The 24,408-nt window shown below is 38.6% G+C and carries 22 protein-coding genes and 1 tRNA gene; 11 read left to right on the top strand and 12 right to left on the bottom strand.

Annotated elements, in window-relative coordinates:
• Position 1: 1 nt before the first annotated feature.
• Together M9949_05205 and M9949_05200 are read left to right on the top strand one after the other, a co-directional pair.
• Positions 2 to 1,150 carry a thiamine pyrophosphate-dependent enzyme gene (locus M9949_05205; GenBank protein ID MCO5250804.1) on the top strand — a complete coding sequence of 383 codons (1,149 nt, stop codon included), beginning with the start codon at positions 2 to 4 and terminating at the stop codon, positions 1,148 to 1,150.
• 80 nt (positions 1,151 to 1,230) lie between these two features.
• Positions 1,231 to 1,303: transfer RNA gene (locus tag M9949_05200), tRNA-Phe, on the top strand.
• A gap of 77 nt (positions 1,304 to 1,380) precedes the next feature.
• On the opposite strand, the gene M9949_05195 is transcribed toward M9949_05200, so the two are convergent.
• On the bottom strand, positions 1,381 to 3,669 hold the full coding sequence (locus M9949_05195) for a DUF4397 domain-containing protein (protein MCO5250803.1): 2,289 nt from the start codon (positions 3,667 to 3,669) through the stop codon (positions 1,381 to 1,383).
• 347 nt (positions 3,670 to 4,016) lie between these two features.
• On the opposite strand from M9949_05195, the gene M9949_05190 reads away from it, so the two are divergent.
• Positions 4,017 to 4,934 (top strand): MerR family transcriptional regulator, encoded by a 918-nt coding sequence (locus tag M9949_05190; GenBank protein ID MCO5250802.1) that lies wholly within the window; start codon positions 4,017 to 4,019, stop codon positions 4,932 to 4,934.
• Positions 4,935 to 5,147: 213 nt separating this feature from the next.
• Here the strand turns inward: M9949_05190 and M9949_05185 are convergent, their stop codons facing one another.
• Both M9949_05185 and M9949_05180 read right to left on the bottom strand, forming a co-directional pair.
• On the bottom strand, positions 5,148 to 5,990 hold the full coding sequence (locus M9949_05185) for a hypothetical protein (GenBank protein ID MCO5250801.1): 843 nt from the start codon (positions 5,988 to 5,990) through the stop codon (positions 5,148 to 5,150).
• Positions 5,991 to 6,338: 348 nt separating this feature from the next.
• Complete coding sequence (locus M9949_05180) at positions 6,339 to 7,556, bottom strand: radical SAM protein (protein ID MCO5250800.1); 1,218 nt, start codon at positions 7,554 to 7,556, stop codon at positions 6,339 to 6,341.
• A 262-nt stretch (positions 7,557 to 7,818) separates the two neighbouring features.
• Here M9949_05180 and M9949_05175 point away from each other — a divergent pair, with 262 nt between their 5' ends.
• A complete protein-coding gene (locus M9949_05175; GenBank protein MCO5250799.1) occupies positions 7,819 to 10,194 on the top strand; it encodes a T9SS type A sorting domain-containing protein in 2,376 nt (791 codons plus the stop codon).
• Between the two features lie 275 nt (positions 10,195 to 10,469).
• Here M9949_05175 and M9949_05170 read toward each other — a convergent pair whose 3' ends face one another.
• From M9949_05170 to M9949_05150, 5 genes are all read right to left on the bottom strand, one after another.
• Positions 10,470 to 10,847, bottom strand: coding sequence for a RidA family protein (locus M9949_05170; GenBank protein MCO5250798.1), 378 nt, complete (start codon positions 10,845 to 10,847; stop codon positions 10,470 to 10,472).
• 55 nt (positions 10,848 to 10,902) lie between these two features.
• On the bottom strand, positions 10,903 to 12,342 hold the full coding sequence (locus M9949_05165) for an MATE family efflux transporter (protein MCO5250797.1): 1,440 nt from the start codon (positions 12,340 to 12,342) through the stop codon (positions 10,903 to 10,905).
• A 140-nt stretch (positions 12,343 to 12,482) separates the two neighbouring features.
• Positions 12,483 to 13,061: an NADH-quinone oxidoreductase subunit B gene (locus tag M9949_05160; protein MCO5250796.1), complete on the bottom strand. Its 579-nt coding sequence runs from the start codon at positions 13,059 to 13,061 to the stop codon at positions 12,483 to 12,485.
• Entirely contained in the window at positions 13,052 to 13,408 is a 357-nt protein-coding gene (ndhC, locus tag M9949_05155; GenBank protein MCO5250795.1) for an NADH-quinone oxidoreductase subunit A, read from the bottom strand. Before ndhC ends, M9949_05160 begins: the two co-directional genes overlap by 10 nt.
• Positions 13,409 to 13,546: 138 nt before the next feature.
• The gene (locus M9949_05150) at positions 13,547 to 14,464 is read right to left on the bottom strand and encodes a phosphatidate cytidylyltransferase (GenBank protein ID MCO5250794.1); all 918 of its coding nucleotides are present in this window, start codon (positions 14,462 to 14,464) and stop codon (positions 13,547 to 13,549) included.
• A gap of 41 nt (positions 14,465 to 14,505) precedes the next feature.
• On the opposite strand from M9949_05150, the gene M9949_05145 reads away from it, so the two are divergent.
• Positions 14,506 to 15,237 (top strand): MtnX-like HAD-IB family phosphatase, encoded by a 732-nt coding sequence (locus M9949_05145; protein MCO5250793.1) that lies wholly within the window; start codon positions 14,506 to 14,508, stop codon positions 15,235 to 15,237.
• Positions 15,238 to 15,246: 9 nt separating this feature from the next.
• On the opposite strand, the gene M9949_05140 is transcribed toward M9949_05145, so the two are convergent.
• A complete protein-coding gene (locus M9949_05140) occupies positions 15,247 to 17,301 on the bottom strand; it encodes a TGS domain-containing protein (protein MCO5250792.1) in 2,055 nt (684 codons plus the stop codon).
• Positions 17,302 to 17,423: 122 nt separating this feature from the next.
• Here M9949_05140 and rpmG point away from each other — a divergent pair, with 122 nt between their 5' ends.
• From rpmG to M9949_05125, 3 genes are all read left to right on the top strand, one after another.
• Entirely contained in the window at positions 17,424 to 17,603 is a 180-nt protein-coding gene (gene rpmG / locus M9949_05135; protein ID MCO5250791.1) for a 50S ribosomal protein L33, read from the top strand.
• A 684-nt stretch (positions 17,604 to 18,287) separates the two neighbouring features.
• Positions 18,288 to 19,877 (top strand): RHS repeat-associated core domain-containing protein, encoded by a 1,590-nt coding sequence (locus tag M9949_05130; protein ID MCO5250790.1) that lies wholly within the window; start codon positions 18,288 to 18,290, stop codon positions 19,875 to 19,877.
• Between the two features lie 2 nt (positions 19,878 to 19,879).
• Entirely contained in the window at positions 19,880 to 20,533 is a 654-nt protein-coding gene (locus M9949_05125; protein ID MCO5250789.1) for a hypothetical protein, read from the top strand.
• A gap of 198 nt (positions 20,534 to 20,731) precedes the next feature.
• On the opposite strand, the gene M9949_05120 is transcribed toward M9949_05125, so the two are convergent.
• Together M9949_05120 and M9949_05115 are read right to left on the bottom strand one after the other, a co-directional pair.
• Positions 20,732 to 21,022: a rhodanese-like domain-containing protein gene (locus tag M9949_05120; protein MCO5250788.1), complete on the bottom strand. Its 291-nt coding sequence runs from the start codon at positions 21,020 to 21,022 to the stop codon at positions 20,732 to 20,734.
• 10 nt (positions 21,023 to 21,032) lie between these two features.
• A complete protein-coding gene (locus tag M9949_05115; GenBank protein MCO5250787.1) occupies positions 21,033 to 21,332 on the bottom strand; it encodes a metalloregulator ArsR/SmtB family transcription factor in 300 nt (99 codons plus the stop codon).
• 164 nt (positions 21,333 to 21,496) lie between these two features.
• Between M9949_05115 and M9949_05110 the strand changes: the two genes are divergently transcribed.
• Positions 21,497 to 21,697 carry a DUF2892 domain-containing protein gene (locus M9949_05110; protein MCO5250786.1) on the top strand — a complete coding sequence of 67 codons (201 nt, stop codon included), beginning with the start codon at positions 21,497 to 21,499 and terminating at the stop codon, positions 21,695 to 21,697.
• A gap of 19 nt (positions 21,698 to 21,716) precedes the next feature.
• Here the strand turns inward: M9949_05110 and M9949_05105 are convergent, their stop codons facing one another.
• Complete coding sequence (locus M9949_05105; GenBank protein MCO5250785.1) at positions 21,717 to 22,088, bottom strand: VOC family protein; 372 nt, start codon at positions 22,086 to 22,088, stop codon at positions 21,717 to 21,719.
• Between the two features lie 293 nt (positions 22,089 to 22,381).
• Between M9949_05105 and M9949_05100 the strand changes: the two genes are divergently transcribed.
• Both M9949_05100 and M9949_05095 read left to right on the top strand, forming a co-directional pair.
• Positions 22,382 to 23,569 carry an RHS repeat-associated core domain-containing protein gene (locus M9949_05100; GenBank protein ID MCO5250784.1) on the top strand — a complete coding sequence of 396 codons (1,188 nt, stop codon included), beginning with the start codon at positions 22,382 to 22,384 and terminating at the stop codon, positions 23,567 to 23,569.
• Between the two features lie 295 nt (positions 23,570 to 23,864).
• Positions 23,865 to 24,296 carry a hypothetical protein gene (locus M9949_05095; GenBank protein MCO5250783.1) on the top strand — a complete coding sequence of 144 codons (432 nt, stop codon included), beginning with the start codon at positions 23,865 to 23,867 and terminating at the stop codon, positions 24,294 to 24,296.
• Positions 24,297 to 24,408: the final 112 nt, after the last annotated feature.

Below are 24,408 nucleotides of genomic sequence, written 5' to 3'. Positions count from 1 at the left end.
AATGACAACAGCCAAAATAATCGCAGAAACTTTGTACAATTTGGATTACCGAGTTATTACATATGTGCCGGGATATGGTGCTAATCAGACATTTGAGCTATTGAACGAAAAATTCGCCAATCAACTCACAATCAGTTATCACGAAGAAATTGCTTCGGCAGTGGCAGCTGGTGCGGCAATTACCGGAACAAGAGCAGCCGTCATCATCAAAACTCACGGTTTGCTCAAATCCATGAACTGCATAATTGATGTGATGACGTCCGGAGTCAACGCTTCGCTCCTATTTATCATTTTCGACGACAAAACCGGCACTCACTCCGACAATATTTTTGATATAGTGCCAATAGTCAGAGGTGCAAATCTTCCGACAGTTGTCTCAACGCCCGCAAACATTCAGCACTCATTGATTGATTCTACCAATAAATCCGAAAATAGCGAACTGCCCTGCGTCATCGTGGTTGATGCAGCAGATATTGAGAGCGATGGCGCATATTCAGAAATGAAACACAAGCAATGCACCAAGCCATACAGCCGCAACATATACAAAAACCTGGTCACGCCAATACTCGCAGATTATCAATATCAAGTCTTGCAACGCCGCATTGCATCGCAACCGCATGATGACATCCCAAAGCCAACATTGCCGCAAATGTCCCAATTGCCGCCCGAATGGCAAAGAGTCACAGAGGATTACATTCCATTTTTCGAGATTTTCAAGACAATAAAACGCGACGTCACAGTCGGCGATACAAGTTTGCCGACCTTGTTCGCACTTGAGCCGTATTCGTGCATTGACATCACGCTCCACATGGGCGGAAGCATACCAACGGCAATCGGAGCATACCTTGCCGGGTATTCCAAAGCGTGGGCAGTGCTGGGAGATTTCGCCTTTTTATCATGCGGCATAATCGGCTTGCAAGAGGCAATCAACCGCGAAATCCCGCTCAAAATAGTGCTTTTCGACAACGGAATCGCCGGAGCCACAGGCGGTCAACCCGTAAACACCGCATTACTTGAGTCATTGCTAATGCCATACAAAGACAGAACCACGAAAATTTCACTCTCCGAAACAAGAGCCGACGAGCTAAACATCATACTTTTCGTGATGGCAGAATCCAAAAAATTGGAAATTTTGCATATAAAAGTGTAATTCAACAAAAATTCCGCACTATTTTCAGAACAAATTTGGTGATTTCAATTCAAATAGCTACTTTTGTATTCTTGTATTTTGGTCAGGTAGCTCAGTTGGTAGAGCAGTGGACTGAAAATCCACGTGTCGGGGGTTCAACTCCCTCTCTGACCACGATTCAAAAAAAAGAGGGCATCAAAGCCCTCTTTTTTTTGTTTACTTATTTTAACACTATTCTCTTTTTTTAACTCTTAATACTTAACTAATTTACTTATGCCGGATTTCCCTTGGCTCATTATTCTCAGGAAATACACACCAGAATTTAGTGAATTAGCATCAACACTAAATGTATGAACTCCTTCTGTCATGTTTTGACTTGCTACTTTGCTTACAACATTACCCAAGACATCAACTAAGTCTAATTGAATGAAGCCGCTCTGCTCAATACTAAGATTAACTGAAATAACATCATTGAATGGATTAGGATAATTTTCAATCAGTAAACCAATTTCATTTATTTCATCAACAGAAGCGATATTAGTTAAAGGTAATTCTAAAACTGTGCCATCAGCAAGAGCAGCAAAAAGACCAAAAGCAGGACCATCTGAATTCAGAATAGGATTTAGAAATCCACTTGCAAATACACTAATTGCAGCACCCTGAGCCTGTAAAGTTTTGAGTGGGGCTGAATAAGTAGCTACAGTTACTTCACCTGTCTCATCTCTGACTTCTAATATAAAGTCTGCATTAGGTAGTTCTAAGTAACCTGAGAACTCGCCATAAGAAAGGTCGTCAATAATTGTGCCTGCTCCAACTAATGTCTCTACTACATCTACTTTAGGTGCATCAGTTGAACCATGAAAAACCAATACGTCTGTTTTCATGTTATCGACTGCCGCTTCACGTCCCATATCATAAACATAAAGGTTAAATGGTTGTACAGGAATGTAACCTGAAGCACTGACAATACCATTGGCGACAAGAATATATGTTTCTCCTTCGGCTAAGGTGTATTTCTCTGACCATATAGGATTTTCAGGACTTGTACTGCCGGGTGCTTGAATGGAAACAGTAAATTCGACTCCTGCAGGTGCATCTATAAAAGGTGTAGCTGTCCTGAAGGCAAAATTTTCCAAAAGTTTAGTTTCATTTAACCAAACGTCAACGCTAGCGGCAGCAGCATCCGCTGAGTTATGTATGATTTGTACACGTGATGTAGAAGTTTCGCTTGTTACAGGTTGTAGTTCTAAAAGTGGTCCACCCCATGGATGAGCTACCCACAAGCCAAATGCTGAGCCATTGCTGTTATTAGCAGGGTTCAAAAAACCTGAAGCTATAACTGTGATAGCTTCTCCTTCCAAACCCAAAGTACTTAATGGTGCTAAATAACTTGCTACTGTTACAGTGCCTGTTTCATCTCTGATTTCTAATTTGTAATCTGCAGTAGGTAATTCTAAATAACCTTGGAATTCGCTGTATGATAAATCATCAACTATGGTTCCGGCACCGACACCTACTTCAACTACATCTACAGTTGGTGCATCAGTCGCTCCATGAAAAACGAGAACGTCTGTATTATTTTCACTCATAGCAACATCGCGGCCCATTGCATAAACATAAATATCAAACTCTTCTTGTGGGTTATATCCATCAGGGCTTACAATACCATTAAGAACGATTATATAGGTTTCACCATCTTCTAATAGAAATTCTTTCGACTTGATAGGATTTTCAGGACTTGTACTACCGGTGGGCTGTATAGCAATGGTAGCTAAACCTGCAGTAACTTCAACAAATGGAATAGCTGTACGGAAAGCAAAGTCTTCTATCCTGATGTCTTCTATCCAAACATCTACTGTAGCGGCGGCGGCATCTGCAGAATTATGTATGATTTGTAATTTAGCAAATTCATTTTGCTGTGGAATCAATGGTAGCTCTATAAGCTCACCACCTGTTGGGAGGGCTACCCATAAACTTAGCTCTTCACCATTACTATTATTTTCAGGATTAAAAAATCCGGATGCGACTACTGTTATCGCATCTCCATTTAATCCCAAGGAAGACAAAGGAACTTCATAAGTTGCAAAAGTTCCGTTCACCGCTTCAAAAAGATTTAGACGGTATCTATCTGAAGTGGGTAATTCAAAATAGCCGTCAAATTCTCCATAAGAAATATTATCAATGATTCTACCATAACCAACACCAGCTTCAACTACTTGAATAGTTGGGGCATCAGTTGAACCATGGTGTACAAGTATATCTGTATTGCTTGATGTACTTGCTTCCTCTCTTCCCATATTGTAAACATAAATGTCAAAGGGTTTTGAAGGTTCGTAACCTGAAGCGCTTACAATACCATTAGCTACAAGAATATAGGTTTCTCCTTCGGCTAAGGTGTATTTCTCTGACCATATAGGATTTTCAGGACTTGTACTGCCTGGTGCCTGAATGGCAACAGTAAACTCAACTCCTGCGGGTGCATCAATGAATGGTGTAGCTGTCCTGAAGGCAAAATTCTCCAAAAGTTTAACGTCATTCAACCATACATCAACTTCTGCAGCAGCCTTATCTGCAGAGTTGTGTATTACCTGTACTCTGGCGGTTTGAGCTGTTAAGCTTAAACTTGTTAAAATCACTATAGCTAGTGATACCATCATTGCTTTTAATAAATTCATAAGATCTCCAAAATAAGTTATGTATAATATTTGTATAGGTTAATCATCAATATTTTATCCATTACAAAGTACAAAACGATATATGTATAATTATATTTTAAGTTTTGTATAAATATACTAAAATTTTTATATGATATTCATATACTGTGCAATTTACGTATAGATTTTTCGACTTTATGTATAGATATTTATTGATAAATATGAAACATGACATGAAATATTCGATTGAAATGGCATCAAAACTTTCAGGACTAACACCGATTCTAATCAGAGCTTGGGAGAATCGCTATAATATTCTTAAACCTGAAAGAACAGAGGGAAACCATAGATTATATTCCGAAGAAGATATCACAAGGCTTTGCCTTTTATCAGAGGTTAGAAATTTTGGGTTTAGGATTTCTGACATAGTCAACTTAACTGATTCAGAACTGAGGACGCTAATTGTAAAAAAAACTGATTTTGATGAAGAGCACTCTCAAGAGCATATCAGTAATTCTTCGCATAATACTTTGGTTGTGGATTTGTTAAATTTAGTCGAGAAATATGATGAGCAAAGTATAAAGACATTAATTAGTGAATTGAGAATTAATTATTCAAAGCCTATGATTATCAATAATATAATTTTGCCATTAATGAGAGAAGTTGGAGCAAAATGGAAAAGTGGAGAAATGAGGATTTCTCATGAGCATTTTATTTCAGCAATAATATCAAATTATCTGACAAACATGCGGGAAAACAACAAAAAATATCAGTTAAGCCGTAAAGTTGTTGTTTGCACCCTATCAGGGCAATACCATGAGATAGGTGCTCTTGCTGCATCTGTTTTAATAAGCGAAGGAGGTTATAAAGTAATATATTTAGGTGCCAATTCACCAACAGAGGAAATTGCTGCATCATTTTTGAAATCGGGGGCAGATGCTATTGTAATTTCTATTATTATTCCTGAAATTGATAGTTTTCTTCTCACAGAGTTTCAAAGACTCAGAGAATATATTAATAAAGCACCTATACTTGTAGGTGGAAATCTAAATGATTCCTTTGGAGAGAAATTGAATTTGCTTGGAGTAAACTACATTACCGATATTAATGCAATTGTACCTCAATTGGAAAAAGCTTTTCTCAAAACTTAGCTTCAAACGGTATTAAGTTCATTTTATGCATTGTTATTGAAAATTAACTTGGCAACTCTCTCTCTGACCACTCTTCACACAAAAGGAGGGCATTACGCCATCTTTTTTTTGTTTAGGCAAATCGAAAAAAAAAACATAGCCCATGAATTTATTCGTGGGTGGTGGAAGTGGGGAAACTGTTGATGTTGAACTCACAACCATTGTGATTCTCTTTTATTCTTGAATTTGTACTTTCTTCAACCAATCATCAATATAATAGTGAGCTTTACGCCCATCCTTAAAAATACCAAATTCAAGCAAATAGCTCATCAATTTTCTTAATTCTTGAGCAGTCTTTGGGTCTCCATATGTATTGTTGAATCCGACTATTTTATCGTCTTTATAATTCCAAAATCTATAAGCGCCTGCAATAAAATTGCTTTCAGGTGTATAAACACTTATTGATACCCCAACACCGGAATAAATCTTTAAAAATGTATTCCATTCAAGTTCACTTTCAAATCCTTCATAATTATTTTCATATAATAAATAATCAAAATCAATCCTTTTCAAATTTATCAATGTGTCAATGATTTTCAAATCTTCAGTGCAGTATACCAATCTATAAATAGCGTCGATTCCATAAATAAATACAATATCTGGTGTTTGTCTTATGTGTTCTTCATGATCATTAAAATTTAAACCTTGATAGTTCTGTTTATTGATTATACGAAATACAGTATGCTCAGATGTTATAATACCGTTTAAATATTCATTTAACAAATTGTTTCGTTTTTGGTATTTTGTGTAAACATTGGTATCATTATAATAAAATTTGTAGAAATTACCCCAACTCCAAGCAAAAGCCTGTTCGCTTAAAGGTGTGTTAATATATTTGGAATAATTATTTGTATATTCTAAATGTGATGTTTTCCACTTTTCAGTCAGCTGCAAAAAGAAAGGATTATTTTGCTCGCAGAACACAAAGTATGCCCAATGAAATATGAATAATATAATGAACGCTTTCATTTTTTCCCTTTTAACAAAATTTTCATTTCTGTTTCCAACAATTCCCATCACAAACATATGAAAAAAAAGAATAGTATCAAATTTTCAAACTATGTTTTGTCTTATTGAAGCGTTCTCCCTTCGACAAGCTCAGGGAGCAGATTGATTCGCTCATAAATCGTTCCCCGCATTTCATACGGGGCTATTCATATTTTACCACTTCGTGGTTTTCGATAATAAAATCCTGTCCATCCTGAAATCTTGATAATCTTGTTCAAAATGAAAAGGACAGAACGCTGTTCTGTCCCTACGACTTAAATTCCCCTCTTGAGGGGTGTCTGCGCCAGCAGACGGGGTGGTTGTCTTTTCTTAAAATTCTTCACACCACGAATAAATTCATGGGCTATGTTGCAAATCTTACTCCTTCGGCACCATGCGAATGTTTTGCCCCCAACGATTTTGCTCTTCCATTCGGCAGGACCATACGAGTTCGTCGTTCCAAACTGTAATGTCGGGGCATCCGTCGCACATATTTATTCGTCCGTCCTTGTGAATGTCGGCGGGTTGGATTATCATCACTGATTGAAAATGTATGCGCGAGAAGAATGCACGCGGATTAGCGAAGATAGAGCGGAAATATTTTTTTGCCACTTCGCGAATGCCTTTGTCAAAGGGCAATAGTAGGAAATAGAGTCGTCCCATTTTCAATAGCGATGGGTTCGAATATGCCAAATAGCTGCCTGTGAATAGGTGCTTGAAGGTTTGGACGATTTCCATAAATTTCGGTCCGATATGCCCGAAAACTTGGTGCTTATTGCCCATTCTTCCGGTGAAGAGCCATTTGTAGCTGTCCACTTTTTCTGTACCGTTCAAAAAAGCCGATGGAGTAAAATTCGGGTCATATTGTCGGATGATTTCCACAAGCTCGGGCGAGGTAATGTCGGTACGGCGATTATCGTCATTTTTCGAGTACATCATTTCGTCGAATTCTACTTTTTCTGAACCTACATAGAAATCGAAATCTTTGCCCAAAATTGCCATTCTATAAAGTATAAACACCATCACGTGAATTTTATCAATGTGTTGCTGGGCAAATTCCATCAAATCCGGCACGTATTGGATGTTGTCCGGATATATGGTTGCATTGAAAGAGCACGATAGTCCACCAACTTCGGCTATCATATTGGCATAAGTAAGTCGCAGTTCGTTCAGCTCAATCTCGTTTTTGCCCGTCCATCCTTGGCGTTTTTGCCCACTATCAACGTGGAAAGTAAAACCTTCGCAGCCGGCTTTTTTCAACTCTTTCAGCATTTCAATTGTCAGCAGGGCGCCGTTTGAATTGATAATCGGTTTCCAGCCGCGTTTACGCACCATTCGGACGATTTCGACAATGTCGGGGTGAGTAAGCGGCTCGCCACCTGCGATTGAAACGCCATCAGTTTTGCGGTAACGTTCGAGCACATCGAGCTCGTGGTCAATCAGTTCGAGAGTTTTGTGGGAGTTGTTGCGGTTTTCGCGGTAACATCCGTCGCAATATAAGTTGCATTTGCTGGTGGGTTCGAGCCACGAAATTGAATTGTCGGCAAAGTTCCAAGGTAGTCGGTAGAGATTTGTGGGAGAAAAGACTGTGTTCATTGCTTATCTCATTTTAAAATTTATTTACAAAACAGTTTTTTTACAAACTTAAAAATAAGAAAAAATATCAATATGAAAGAAAGTTCCCCATAGATAAAGAAGAACGCAAACATAGCCCATGAATTTATTCGTGGGATTCTTCTTCGCTCAAAATGACGAACTCTATTTTTTATACAATTTTGAAAATATACTGAGATAAATTTTGATTTCATGTGTCATAGGATATATAGGGCGTGTTTTGTTGAAATTTTGGTGAATGAAAATGAGGATATTTATATTATTTTTTATACTTATATTTGTACAATTACGGCTTTCCGCCCAGGAGGATTTTCCCGAATGGGAAAAGTTGGATTATTCGGGATATTATGGACCTTATCAGTCCAAAATCGCAGTAAATGATAGGAATGAACTTTTTGTATCTCTACCCACAGGTGTATTCAAATCAACTAACCAAGGTGATAACTGGGCGAGACTTAATATGCCTGATTCGCTAATATACGTTGAAAGAAGTATGTTACTTATGAATAACACAATTGCAATTTTAGGACGGAGCTATGAGTATAATCAATGGTATGGTGACGCTGGTGTTGCTCAATACATAGTTATATCAAAAGATTACGGTAAACATTGGGAAACCTACCCCTTTATTATAGGTATTAGCGATCCATACTATTTTCAAAACATCAATTGTATCGATAAATTCGGTAACATTTGGGGCAGTTCACAAGAATATAGCAAGATAAATCAAAAATATCAATATAAATATTCAATCTTTAGATATGACTATATAAATGATACATTTCATGCTAAATTAGAGCTATTGGATAATTTTTCTTTAGTGAATTATATTATTGAGGATTCTACGATATTTGCTTTTTTCCAAAAAAAGGAGGGTTTTGATGACCCTTTTTTATGCATCTTTCGTTCTACTAATCTCGGGCAATCATGGGACACACTTTATTCAAATTCAGAAGGTAGTATTTTCTTTGAAATAGGGAAAAACAGCCTTCAACCTTATGCGACTTCCTATATTTATTCACAAAAAAAGTTATATATAACTCTTGACCGAGGCAATATGGTCATAGATATTGATAATAAGTCATATGAACTAACAGAGATGGTAAATAATATGTTGCAACCATATCGTTTATTCAAACGAGATGAATCAGAATTTTACGCATTTACAAGTTTCAATGAGAATAATAGACCTAATCTACGTCGCTCCCGAGATACAATGAAAACATGGGAGGACATTGACTATAATTTGCAATATACCCGATGTAATGACTTAGCAATAGACAGTACAAACAATGTTTATCGTCTTGATAATTTAGTGTTCAGACTGAAAGATGGAGAAACGAATTGGACAGCGTCATGGTCAGGTCTTCTGAATGCATCGGGTGGATATTTTCAGGTTAATTCCAAATCAGAGATTTTGAGAGGGAATTTATATTATAAAGATGGCGAATGGATAAATCTTGAAAATATTTGGACAGAGTGTAGAGTACAACTTCCGCAAAGTCAAATGAGAATTCTGCCAAACGATAGAATAGCACTTCGATTTTCAAGTTGTGGATTAGTTCACACTCAATTTCCTTTTGATAAATACGAAGAGTTCATAGCTCATGATTCAATTTTAATATTTACAATCTATAATTGGATTGAGAAAAATCAGCATAGATACTTAGCAAGTGGATTAGTTGAGTTAGATAATAATCAACGAAATTTTTATATTTTGGAATCAAAAGATAATTGCGAAACATGGGAAATATTAGAGAATGCTTATTTACCTCATAACGGCAGTTATTCAGATGGTTGTTTTAGATTTAACAAATATGATGAATTTCTATATATCGGAGATTCAGCCAAAGTTCACTTATCAACCGATAAAGGAAAAAGTTGGAAATTAGTTCACGATGAATCATTGAACCCTTACTTTAGTAATAGAGAAAATAGCTCATATATTAATACAACATACAACTCAACAACGGGTGTAGGGTTTGCATTATATCAAGGTTATGGATTAATGCTATTAACTAGAGACCATGGACGAACATGGACAACATATACAAATCAAGCTCCGCTTGAACCGATTTATGAATTTATTTATTCAGCCTTTAGATACAGTACATCAACTCGTTATAGAGAAATTATAACAGATTTATCAACCGGATACTTCTATGCCCCAACTTGGGGTGGCATATACCGCTCTACAGATTCTTTGAGGTCTTTTCACAATATGAGTAAGGGTTTGCTTGAACCATCCGTAATCACTGAGTTGCAACTCGGTAATGACGGCAAACTATACGCAATGAACTATATGGGCTTATGGCGAACAAAAGATAAAGTTGTAAGTTCAGTTGAAAACACAGACGAACCGATACTGTCCCGAGGAAATGGCTTATTTATCTATCCCAATCCGGCAAGCGAATATATCGAAATTATTATCAACCCTACGGTTAACCGTGGGGTTGATGAAGCATCAGGAATCAAAATCTTCAACACTCTGGGTGAATGTGTGATAAATGAACAAATTCATCCGATGACTCCAAGTCATCGGATGAATATAGAACATCTGCAAACTGGCTTGTATTTCGTTAGGATAGGCAATAAAGTGGAGAAGTTTGTAAAGTGGTAGTCTGTCTGAACTATGATTTGTTTGATTTAAATGATTACATTTTTCCGTCAGGTGTAACACCTGACGGGACATTATAATTCATCCTATGACTCCCACTTAGTTGTGTCACAGCTTTAATCAATTAAATTAATCTTAATACTTCAAGTCATTGGATGAATTAACAATTTCCCCATCCCACGGTTAAAACCGTGGGCTATGTTTTGGACAGAACGCTGTTCTGTCCCTACATATTCACCACCCACGAATGAATTCATGGGCTATGTAATTTCCCTCCCTCATACCTGCGCTATTGCATCGAGCTCTAATTTGAGTCCGAAGTGCAGCTCTGGAACGGGGACGACGGTGCGGGCGGGTTTGTGGTCGCCCAATTTGGCGGCATAAAGGCGGTTGAATTCGTCCCAATCGCTGATATTGGTGACATAGACTGTTACTTTGAGTAGTTTCGATAAGCTGCTTCCCGCTTCATTCAGTATTAATTCCAAATTTGCGAGAACTTGTTCGGTTTGGGTTGCAAAATCTTTATCGTTCAATTTTGTGCCGGCATAGGGGTCAATTGGTAAGATGCCCGAAACAAAGACTAAGCCACCCGAGACTAATGCGGGGCTGTAATGTCCTGCCGGCGGCAATGCGTTCGCGATTGTGATTGTTTTCATTATAAGCTAAATCCGTATATTCAAAATTCAAATATACGGATTCGGCAAAGAATTATCAAACTTGCATCGTTTTCCATCGCCCTTTGGTGAATATCCAAAGTGTGAACAATCCTACTGAGGTTTCTGAAACGAAAACAGCCCAAAATACGCCTGTATGCTGGTAATCCAAATGTATCGCCAAATAATATGCAAGCGGAATTTGAATCAGCCAGAAAAATACGATGTTAATCAAAGTTGGTGTACGCGTGTCTCCGGCACCGTTGAATGCTTGAACGGTCACCATCCACCATCCGTAAACAAAAAATGAGAACGAGAGGATTCGCAACCATTCCGAACCAATGGCAATGACTTTGGCGTCGTCTGTAAAAATATTCATCAGCTCTTCGTTGAAAGCAAAAAATATCACCGATACCAACACCAAATAAGCCATATTGTAGAATCCTGCTCTCCAGACGGCTTGTTCAGCTCTTTCGGGGCTTCCGGCGCCCAAGTTTTGTCCGACTAATGTTGCTGCGGCATTGGATAGCCCCCATGCAGGCATCATCATGAACATCATAATGCGAATGGCGATTGTTGCACCGGCGACGGCTTCGCTCCCAACGTCGGACAATATACGCATCAAAAACACCCATGCAGACATTGCGACTAACATTTGTCCGATACCGCCGATTGAGGTCTTCAGAATGTTGAGCATGACTTTTGCATCAAGTCGAAGATGCGAAACTAAGACTTTGATATGCTTACCACCTCGGAAAAGCACGAAAAGTTGCACCAAAACAGCGGTTCCGCGACCTATGTTTGTGGCAATTGCAGCGCCTTCGATACCATAAGCCGGGATCGGTCCCCATCCGAAAATCAGAATCGGGTCTAAAATCAAATTGATACCGTTTGAAATCCACAGCACTCGCATAGCAATCGCAGCATCTCCGGCACCTCTGAATATTGCATTGATTATGAACAGCAGCATAATCACTGCATTACCGCCGAGCATCCATTGTGTATAGCGATAGCCATGTTCCAGAGCCCAGGCATCAGCACCCATGAGGGCAAGTAATTCTTTTGCGTAGAAAATCCCCGCTACCATAAATGGCAATGATGCAACGAGTCCGACTATGATTGATTGGACAGCGGCTTTGCTGGCACCCTCCTTGCTTTTTTCGCCAATTCGCCGAGCAACGATTGCCGTTACAGCCATCGAAAGTCCCATTGCGATTGAATAGAGGAAGAATAAGTAGGTTTCTGTCAAACCGACGGTTGCTACAGCCGAAGGACCAATCTTGCCGACGAAGAAAATATCAACAACGGCAAAAGTAGATTCCATCACCAATTCTAATATCATCGGCACCGACAATAAGAAAATAGCTTTCTTGATGGTGATTTGTGTATAATCCGCTTCAGTTCCTCTGATAGCGTCTTTGAGTTGTTGCCAAATCGAATCGTTCGGTTTGGGCGCTTTCTCATATATGTTTAAATGCTCAGAATTATTTTCCTTCATACGCGCGTTTTATTTTATCAATATAAAATTCACCCATGTTTGCAAAACGGCATTCATGGCTCTTTTTCTTTTGATGACGGCAGTAGATACAAATAAAGAAGGGCTTGATAATCAAGCCCTGTATATAAAATTATTGTCGTTTATTTCAATACTAATTTTTTCGATTTCAAGGGGTCGAAGACCAAATCAGAATCAAATTTTTCTCCGGTAGGAGTCATAGATACATTTTTGCCCAAATTAATCAAATCGGGTCGGTGCGCCTTTTGGATTTTTTCCTGAATTGTCATCAATCCTTGAATAACGGCTTCCGGTCTTGGCGGACATCCCGAGATGTAAACATCAACCGGCAAGAAGAGGTCAATTCCCTGCACAACCGAATAGCTTCTGAACATACCGCCTGAGCTGGCACATACGCCCATAGACATTACCCATTTTGGGTCGGGCATTTGGTCGTAAATTTTACGAACCACCCAAGCCATCTTGTAAGTAACGGTACCTGCTACGAGCAAAATATCCGATTGTCTCGGAGTCATACGAAATACTTCAGAGCCAAATCGCGCCACGTCGAAACGAGCAGCAGCGAAAGCCATCATCTCGATACCACAGCACGAAATCCCGAGCGGCATGGGCCATGCCGAATTCTTTTGTGCCCATTTTCCAATTGCCTCAACCGATGTGGTGAGGAATCCATCTTTCGATAATATATTTTCTAATCCCATTCGAATCCTCCTTTTTTCAATTCATAGAAATACCCTGCGAAGAGAATTACTATGAACACTAACATTGCCCAAAAAGCCGTAAAGCCGATTTCCTTTAATTGCACTGCCCATGGGTACATGAACACTACTTCGATATCGAATATCAAAAAGCTTACAGCTACCATGTAAAACTTAATTGTGAAGCGATTTCTTGCTGTACCACGAGGAACCATCCCCGATTCGTACGTGGATTGCTTCACTTTTGTTGAACGCCTTGCACCGAGATACTCTGAGCCAAACAAAAAGGCTACCCCGACAATGGCACCCAAGGCTATCATAATGAATACCGGTAAATAATCAACTAACATTTATTCAAATTCCTTAAATTACGAACTCTACGAAGTTCAAATTTAGCTCATTCATTCCAAATAAACAAAAATATTTGAAGTGTTAGATAGAATGACGTAAAAAAATATTTAAAATTGGACTAAATTAGTCGTATTTGATTAAATATTCGATAGGAGTAAATATATCAAAATTATCGGACTTACAAACATTATGCTGTCAAATCTATCAAGCACACCACCATGTCCGGGCAATAAATCAGAACTGTCTTTTACTTCTGCATCACGCTTAAGTTGCGATTCTGCGAGATCGCCAATTTGCCCCGCAGTCCCGACGATAATCCCGAGTACAATTGAATGGATTGCCGGCAGTTCCGGCAAAAAGAATAGACTGAATGCATAAAATGATAAAACTGCGAATATGAACCCTGCAATTGCTCCTTCCCAAGTTTTTTTCGGGCTGACTCTCGCGAACAGCTTTTTTTTGCCGTAAGCTTTACCAATGAAATATGCAGCCGAATCGCAAATCCAAATTGAGAAGAAAATTATTATGACAAAAATCCCCCAAGTGCTGTTTTCCAAAAATATTGGTTTATTAAGATAATTACCCGACATCCCAAAACTATCGAACATTTGGATGACTGAAGCAAATTCTCGCAAAAGAAGCAAGGGACCCAAAAGGAAGGTCATATACAATACGCCTGCAACGGTAGTCGCTAAATTGAATATTGCTTGTTCATTCCGCATATATAGTTGAATGAGCATCGAGCCAACAAATAATACACTTAGTTGGGCAAACATCACTATGGCGAAATATCCCTTGTCGAAAAATAGAAAAAAATTGAGCAGCATAGCTACGTTCATTACAAGCCCGAAATACTTTGCCGGGCGGGCGTTTTTTCTTTCGGCTAAAACATAATATTCCCACAGAGCCAACACCGAGAGCAAAATCACAACAGCGGCGAAATACCATGAGCCGAAGTAAATCACTATAAGTGCTAACGGAATTCCGATTACACCTACCAAGCTACGTTTGGATAGTTCGTTCAATTGTTCAGCCTTTTTTCTTAATTTTACCAATATTAATTTTGCAAAATAAGAATTTAATCTTTTTAAATGTTATGGCTGTAGATAAAAACTCGAATTTCGAAATAAAAATTTTCTGTGATTTTGATGGAACGGTGACTTCTAAGGACTTAGGAGATGAAATTTTCAAGCGTTTCGGAGAATTTGATGAATTGAGCAAAAAGCTCAAAAGTGGTGAAATTGACATCAAAACCTATTGGTACCGCATCACCGAAACTTTGGACAACAAGCTAAATCCGGAAATCATTGCCGAATTTGCTAAAGAATTTGAGATTGACCCCTATTTTGTGGATTTTGTGCATTTTTGCCAGGGACGCGGAATTGAAATAACGCTTGTCAGCGATGGCTACCGCGAATATATCGAGCCACTTCTTGAATTGGCGGGACTTTCCAAATTGCCTTTGTATGCCAATAAATTGAATTTTGGCAATAAAATTTCACCCGAATTTTATGGTGCAGATGAATCATGCAATTGTCTGAGCGCCTCCTGCAAGCGGAACGTATTGCTAACAAATTCGCCCGAAGATGCGATTATCGTTTATATCGGCGATGGTTACTCGGATTTTTGTGCCGCCGAGCATAGCGATATAATTTTCGCTAAGAAATTTCTTGCCCGATATTGCAACAACAACAAAGTGCCACATTATCCATTCAAAAGTTTTTTCGATGTGCGAAATATTTTTGAAAATGTGATTTTGGCAAAAGTCAAAATGAAGCAACGTAGGGCTGCCATTGTAAAACGCAAACAAGCATTCGAGACAGAATAATTGAAACAATTAGACGCTCTTGACGCTTTCGACTGCCTTATGATTTTTCAATTTATTTGTAAATTTCGTTAGATGATTGATGTCGTTCACCTCAATTTCGAGCAATAAGCCGGTAGTAGCAGCACGATTGATAATTCGCGAGGAATCCATAATCCTCAACTTGCATTGGTCGGCTTCGTCCACAACAATCGAAAGCAAATTGGAGTAAGATTCGCCAAAAATCCGCAATTTGACGACTTGATAAGAGTCGCCATCAGTCCATTCGGCTTTTTTGAAATTGCTTTGGTCAAGGTTCTGAGTCTTCAGATATTGGCAATTTGCCGAATGAATCTTTAGTTCAGACCTTTTTGTGATGTATGCAATGACCGGCTCGCCTTTAATCGGGTTGCAGCATTTAGCCAAAATGGTTGTAATTCCGCTCATACCTTCAACATTGATTTTCGGCATCACATCTTTGGGGTGTGAACTGCTTGATTTTCTCTCTGAATCCTCTTTCTTGCGGAAAGCATCAGGATAAATCCTTTTGAGCGTGAACAATGAGCACTTCGCAGAGCCATTGGCAATCGCATAATAAAATTCATCGGGCGATTTATAGCCGAGTTTGTTCAATCCATTTTTGAATTTATTTTCGTCGTCAAATCCCTTGAGCTTTTTCACATTTTTGGTCTTGAGCTTTTCCCAAGCTACTTTGCCCTCGAAAATGAAAACTTCCTGCTCGTTTTTCTTGAACCATCTTAAAATTTTCGAGCGAGCTCGGTTCGTTTTGACAATTTTAAGCCAATCACGAGACGGAGTAGAAGTTTTGGAGCTAATTATATCAATTACGTCGCCGGATTTTAGTTCCGTGTTCAGCTTAACAAATTTCCCGTTTACGCGTGCTCCTGTAGTTCTATAGCCCAAATCCGTATGAACCGAAAATGAGTAATCCAAAGGAGTCGAGCCTTCGGGTAGTGAAAATATTTCGCCCTTTGGTGTGAGTACGTTGATGTAATCCCGCTTCATTTCCGATTTCAACTTGTCGAAAACTTCATATGGATTGTCGAAATATTCTTCATTTTCGAGAAATTCGCGCAATCTGACAATCCAACTATTTGTAGTTGATTGAGCACCTTGCTTGTAAGCCCAATGTGCCGATGAACCGTATTCGGCTTCTTGGTGCATATCTTCGGTACGGATTTGAATTTCGAACTTGTCGCCGTTCCGAGTCACAACAGTCGTCTGAATGGAGCGATAGCCGTTTGCTTTGGGAAATGAAATCCAATCTCGGAAACGTCCGTCAATCGGTATCCAATTGCTATGTACCGCCCCGAGAGTCAAATAGCAATGCTCTACCGAATCAATAATCACTCGCAGAGCGAGCAAATCATAGATTTTATCGAGCGGAACTTTTTGCTTTTTCAATTTTCGATAAATACTGTAAGGTCTTTTAACACGCGCTTGAAATTTCGCCTTAATCGAATATTTTTCCAGAACTTTGTTCAAATCGTGCCGCATCGAATTCAATTTAGCGTTGAACACATTGCGTTTGGCTTCAATCATCTTTTCCAAATATTTGAAATCATCCGGATACAGATTGCGGAAAGCGATATCCTCCATTTCGGTGTAAAACTTCCGGATACCGAGTTGTTGTGCAATCGGAGAATACAGATAGAGCGCCTCTTCGGACAAATTCAAAATGTCTTCGTGCTGCTCTTTATCGGCAAAGTTCAGGTTGCAAAGACGTTCGGCAAGTTTGATGAAAATAATTTCAACTTCTTCGGTCAATTCGATAAAATGCTTCCGCAAAGCCGCAATATTCTTAGTAGTTTCCATAAATTGCACCTTGCCAATGCGTCCCAAAAGTTCGATATTATCAACAACTTTTTGACCGAATGTCTCTGCGACCTGCTTTTTGGTCTTCGGGTCACTCAAATCTGCGTTGATTAGAAAAGCCGTAGCCAGAGCCGTATCGCCGAGCTTGAGTTGCTTCACTTCCTCGAAAACAGACTTGGAACGCACCAAATCGAGCGTTGGGATGAAACTTTGTGCAAAAGATTCTAATTGATTTTCAATATCCAGCGTCATAAGTCCTGTTAATATGTTTCTTATAATCTCGAAACAAAGAGTTAAATATTTTTTTTGCTATTCGGAAAATCTTGCGTACATTTGTAGTTCTTTGATAGTAAATTACTCAGGAATGTATAGAAATGGCAAAGAAAGAGCAGAGAATAATAATCACGGTCGAATGTACCGAGGCAAAAGCGGCAGGAGTGCCGACTTCACGTTATTCTACAACGAAAAATAAGCAAAACACACCTTCAAGATTGGAACTCAAGAAATACAATCCATTCATGAAGAAACACACTTTGCACAAAGAAATAAAGTAAAGTAACAGCGCCCCCTCATAGTGCTTTTACTACGCATACGCCTAATAACAGGCTAAACTAATTCAATTGAATTTCGTTTAGCCTTTTGTTGTTTGGGTGAAGATTCTTGAACAGGATTATCAAGATTTCGTGATGGACAGGATTGTTTGTCCTGAACAAGATTATCAAGATTTCGTGATGGACAGGATTAAAACAATTAACCGCAAATAACGCAAAATAAGACACGCAAAGAATACAAAGAAACCCCAAAAGCCTTTCCCCCTCTATCAAGATGGTTAGGGGGTGTGTTGTATTTTTATTAATCCTAAAATCCCTTGACAAAGATACGGTTTTAAAAAATTGATGTAAACATAGCCCACGGTTTCAACCGTGGGTGAATATAAAACAACCACCCCGTCTGCTTCGCAGACACCCCTCAAGAGGGGAATTTTATTCGTTTGGACTGCAAGAGCGTTCTGTCCAAAACATAGCCCACGGTTTTAACCGTGGGAGAAGAATGTCAACGTCATGGATGTGCCACACCTCGGAGGTGTGGCACATCTGAAAACAAAGAACCTCACCCCGATCCTCTCCGAAGGAGAGGGAGAATGACAAAAACAATTTCAAAATTTGCTACTATTCGATTTTTTCATATGTTTGTGAAAGAATTGAATTCTGTTTTCAAACTAAATTCATAATATCGCGATGTGGAACAACTCGCATAGAGAATACGCAAGTCCCGATGCAATAAGCTACGACCCACAAAAGTGGCTCTGGCAGTATCGCAAGGGTGCTTTCGATACTCGTGAACAAAAGCGATTGCTTATATCTCCTCATGGAGACGGCACGGACGACCTCGGCGATGATTACGCTCACTTGTGGGAATACTCGCTCTCGGGAGTTGCAGGCGAACTTTACGTGCTTTACAAGGGATTGCAGACGGCGACAACGACAGAGCCGAATGAAAACAAGACTGATGTCGGGCGACGGGTATATATTTCACCATTCAAGTATTATGCTGCCGGTGGTGAATTGCAGTTCCAAGCGGACGGCACGACGAAGGAGGTACATATCACTGACAATCTCGGCTCGGTGCGGAGTATCGTGATTTGGGATAGTGGAGGTTTGAAGGACATCAAAAGCTTTGACTACAAGCCCTTCGGTGAGTTGGACGGTGGTGACGAACCGACGAAACACGGATTTGCGACGGCAGAATACGACGGCGAATCGAGTTGCTTTGCAATGGGAATGCGAATGTATTCGGCAGAGCTCGGGCGTTTCCTGAGTGTTGACCCACTATTCGAGGCGATGCCACGACACACCCCCTATCATTATTCCTTCAATTCCCCACTCGTATGGAAAGACCCATCAGGGCTGATGCCAGAGAATGAGAAAGACCAGGATAGGTTGATGGCATTGCAATTTCCGGATTTAAGCGAATCAAATTATCATATTGATTCTTATAGATTTGAATATGAAATTATTGAATCTTGTTCTTGGGGTAATCTAATTGCAGCTCATGACGCATTTATTGACGACCAAATGAATCGAGGTGACAACCCAAACGGACCACCTGGCTGGGGTGGTGGTGGCGGTGCTGGCGGCGGAGGAGAATCTGACGGAAGAACCGGTGGAGATGGAAGTGGAACGAATGGAAGTGGTGCTGGTACAAGCGGTGGTGGAGCAAGCGGTGGTGGAAATAATGGAAGTGGGAAAAGTAATAAGAGTGATAAAGATTCAAAGGATAAAAAAGGAGTTTCAAAAATTCCGTATGCCTCGTTACAGAATTTTACTGATTGGTATCTAAATTTCATTAAAAGCTATTCCATAGAAGGAACTGTCATTGTAGAAGCTGAAAGACCACGTGATTTGACAAAGGACTTTAATACACATTTGACGGAAATTGACAGATTTTTTAGAAGGTTTAATAATCGATTGCTACCAGGATCACTTGGGCTTAATCTGAATATTTTACCATTCGGTGTAATTCAATTTATGGGGCACAATTCTGATTTCTTGAATTTAAAGCAAACTGCAAAATATAAGCGTGGAGGAATGTATGAAGGAAAATATTTTGAAGGTGACGATTTTGGAAACTATGCATATGGCGTCGCTGCCAAAGCAAGTGGTGTACATTTGCATGAAGCTCTAATGGGAGGAGGGGCTTTTGGAATTTGGAAAGGTTCACATAAGAACTGGTGGAATATTATTGGATTTACTGATGAATGGAAAGATAGCAAAATGATCATCCGTGGATATTTTCATTCATATAAGAAATTTATAGAGGGGAAATAGATATGTTTGATAAAAGAGATTTGAAATTAATTGGCAAAATATTTGCGTCAATTATAATATTTTACCTAATTTTTGCAATTATCGTAGTTATTTTTCATAAAGACAAAGAAAATCCAACTGAGAGGAACTATATTATTTTTCGCCATGATTCAATTGAAAATGTTCGAGATTCTTTGCAAAGTATGCAGTTATTGATGAAAGAAATGTTTTCTACATTACCTAGACTTAAAAACACTTTTGTTGACATTTCAACGGCAGATAGTATTTTGCAAATCAACGAGAGAAGAATTGGAAAATTAGATTTGGAAATATTGACGAATGATTCTTATTTTATGAATTTTGATATTGAAACTATGAAGAGATTTGTCTTCCTATTTCAATACTTAAATAAGAATGATATAACGAGCTTTAGTTATGACACATATTATGATTTTTTAATCTGTGATTATAAGGAATATTATGACATGTATAAAACATTTCATTATGATGACGACTTGTCAAGGTTTTTGATATTAAAACATCCATCACATGAATATTTACAGTTATATAAAATCATTGACTCTAAAAGTGGATTATATTTGCTTTCGTTTAAAAGTGCAAAAATTTGGGGTGACAGCATCCCGTACATGAAATATGAGGATCGTGAGTTAGATTAGATAATAATCATAGTAATTTTCAAAATATGAAATCCTTAAATCATCAAACTACCACTATCGCCCCCCAGGTCAGCCCCGCCACGAGAGCGGGGCTGGAGGGGGATTTATTTTCTTTCAAGGAGGGGTCGGTGTGAGGTTCCTTTATTTTCCCACGGTTAAAACCGTGGGCTATGTTTAAGACAGAACGCTGTTCTGTAACTACATCACACCCGTCGAAAGATTATACAAATTGCCAAAACCGTAACGCTCAAGGTAGCTGCAGAGCATAGAGCTTCTGCCACCACTTGCGCAATACACAAAATAGGGCTTGCTCTTGTCGAGCTCTTTCACTTGGTTCAAAAATCCCGGATTAGACACATCGAGGTGAATGTCGTATTTGAGGCTTCTGAATTTCAGCTCGCCAAAAGTACGGCAATCAATGACTTTCGCATCGGGTAAAGATTGGGATAAATTCGTAAATTCTTCTAAATTCAAATTCTTATAAGACATCAGTCCACCATTAAATTTTACAACGTTCCATACAATCAAAAATGCTCGGTATATTTGTCATCGAAATGGAATAGAAAATGTGCTTGCCTTCGCGTTTGGAACTGAGTATGCCACGGTCCTTCATCTTTGTCAGATGGTGCGACAGCAGCGATTGCTCGATTTTAGTATGCTCCACGATGTCGTTGACGCAGAGTTTGTCGTGCTTTTCGAGCAATTTGATAATATCGAGCCGTACAGGATGTGCGATTGTCTTCAGCACATCTGCTATCTTAACGAGTTGATCTACACTCAATTCCCTAAATTTTTCCATTCATTTCCTCCAAATATATCTTACTAATAAACGAATGAACATTAGTTCAAGTGTAATTGAAAATTAACGAATATTTGAAAATATGTTTGTAAGATAATGTTTGGCAAAACGTCTATATGAACAAATGGCAATATTTGCAATTAATATACAATTTGGAGTATCTCATGAAAGTAAACGTAGGCAATACAGACAGAATCATAAGATTCGGGGTCGCAATCTTATTAGCAATTTTGTATTTTACGGGCGTCGTAACAGGCACATTAGGCATAATATTCTTGGTTGCCGCAGTGATATTGGCACTTACTGCAACATTCAAACTTTGCGGACTTTACGCCATCTTGGGCATGAATACCTGCAAAATGTAAGCTCGCTATTATACTAATTTTATCTGTGCTGGTCAAGCAAAAGCACATTTTTGTCGGGGTCTAGCAATACTACACTTGCAGGTCCCGTTGTGCTTTCGTCCGCTTCGGATTCGAGTTTGATGCCATGGCTTTTCAGATGCTTTTGAATTAGGCGAACATCGTCGAAAGCTTCCAAATTGTTCGCATGCTCGTCCCAACCCGGATTGAAAGTGATTATATTACCCTCGAACATGCCTTGGAATAGCCCAATCATTGCGTTTCCGTTCTTCATTATCAGCCAATTTTGCTCAATATCGCCGCCAAAATCAATAAATCCCAACGTATGGTAAAACTCTTGCGATGCCCGAATATCCTTGACACTCAGGCTAATCGAAAATGCTCCTAATTTCATATCATTCTCCCTTCAAAAATGAAAAAATTAGGGACGAAGATGGGAATTGTAGAGTGTTTGGATTGTCGCGTCAGGTGTTACACCTGACAGGACGGGCAAGAAACATAGCCCATGAATTTATTCGTGGGAATACTAAGAAACCTCACCCCGACCCTCTCCGAAGGAAAGGGAGAAAGACAAAAACAATCTCAAAATTTGCTACTTTACTTTTTTTTCATATGTTTGTGAAAAAGAATTGGATTCTGTTTTCAAACTAAATTCATAATATCGCGATGTGGAACAACTCGCATAGAGTGGTAAAAGCACAAAAGCAATTCCCCAATTATCAAGAGGGGCTTAGAGTGATTTGGGATGATGTCGGTTTGAAGGACATCAAAAGCTTTGACTACAAGCCCTTCGGAGAGTTGGACGGTGGTGACGAACCGACGAAACACGGATTTGCGACCGCAGAATACGACGGCGAATCGAGTTGCTTTGCAATGGGAATGCGAATGTATTCGGCAGAGCTCGGGCGTTTTCTGAGTGTTGACCCGCTGTTCGAGGCAATGCCACGCCACACAACCTATCATTATTCCTTCAATTCCCCACTTGTTTGGAAAGACCCGTCAGGGCTGATACCTGAGAACGAGAAAGACCAAGATAGGTTGATGGAACGTTTCTCAGATGACGATTTAAGGTTTGCATACGAGACTTATTATGAATCCACTGAAGAACTTATGATGAAAAAAATTGCAATGGACAATTTCATTATAGCTTCAAGAGCTCAAATGGAAAGGATGGCCTATGCAACAGATTTACGTTATATGGGTATTGAAACTTGGATTTTGAGTGATGGTAGTATGGTTAGATTAGGTGGAAGAACAGGAGAAGATGGACGGGGATCAAATGGACAAAAGCCTAATTTACAGAATGCCAAGGAACTATCAAAAGAGGAGAAAGAGATTTTGGAAACAAGGAAAAAGAAATCTAAATTATTAGACGATACTATGACTGCTTTTGATAAAAAAGCAAAAGAAGAGGGTAAGACACTTGTGTACCATAAAATAGGTGGGAATTCAGGTTGGGCAATGGAAGATAGGAACGATAAAGATAAATATCATATTTATTTACCAGAGTCATTTTTTGATTTTTCAACAGACCCTAAAAGTTATTTATATATATTAGCACATGAATACTATCATTTCACTGAATGGCTTACGGGTGATTTAAATGGAAATGTTCATTCTTCATTTACAGTAGATGGAGTTACTTATAACTTTCTGGAAGATGATTTTCAGGCTTTACAATTCGGGAATTCAGTTTTGTTAGACTATTTTAGCAACATTAACCATTACTCTGAGAAAATCATTCAAGGCTCATATTTTTTCTATTCTCCAAATGGTCGGGAAATTGAATATATAATCCCAGTTTCCACTAATGAATTATTCCACCCTGATTATAATTTAGAACATTATTATAGAACTAAAAATTACAAAAGGTGATAAAATGAAATATAATATTAAATTGATATTAATAATTGTAAGTGTAGTATTACTTGACTATCAGAATTTGTTTACACAAAATCAAAAGGGACTCTTTTGGTTGGAAAATCCATATTTTGCTGTTACTTCCTTATTAGACACATTAATTTCAGATCCAGTCATCGTAAGTAGCAAGTTGCTGGATATCAGAGAAACTCAAAAATTCAAGAATTTAAAAAATATAGTTGACTCAAATTTTCAAAAACCGTATCTTTTATTAATAAATAGAGTAAGTTCTAGCAGTTCATTACCTGATATGATAAACCACCTAGATACAATATATTACATTGAATACTGTTTTGTGGATATTGATACAATTGATTTATGGGAAGGGCATCCACGTATGAAATACATATATTATGATGATAAAGATTCGATTTGCATTTATAATGGTACAGAAACAGCATTGAGCATGAAAATCATGAGAGATGAAAAGTTGAATATAAAAATCAGTTTTCAAAAGCCCAGATTCATGTTCGATGCTGCAATAATTAAGATTAATGCGGATAGCGAAGACATTGTCACAAATTTATTGTCATTTTGGAGATTCGAACAAAAATGCAAATATTTGAATGTTGATTATGTCCTTTATGATAAAGATGCATACTTTATATTTGATTGGTTTAGACATTTGGCACGTTATGGTATTTTTACAAAAGATTTCGGTTTCACAGATTATAAATTTTAAAAGTAAATTTTCCCTCAGTTTGCAATGATTTATTAAGAGGACCCGTTCAATAAAATTCACCCATACCCCCCCCCAGGTCAGCCCCGCCACGAGAGCGGGGCTGGAGGGGGAT

Origin of the sequence: Candidatus Kapaibacterium sp. (assembly GCA_023957315.1) — a bacterium.
In the GTDB taxonomy this organism is placed as follows: Bacteria; Bacteroidota; Ignavibacteria; order Kapaibacteriales; family UBA2268; genus PGYU01.
The sequence above is the reverse complement of the archived record's forward strand: the minus strand, read 5'-3'. Positions and strand labels throughout refer to the sequence as shown.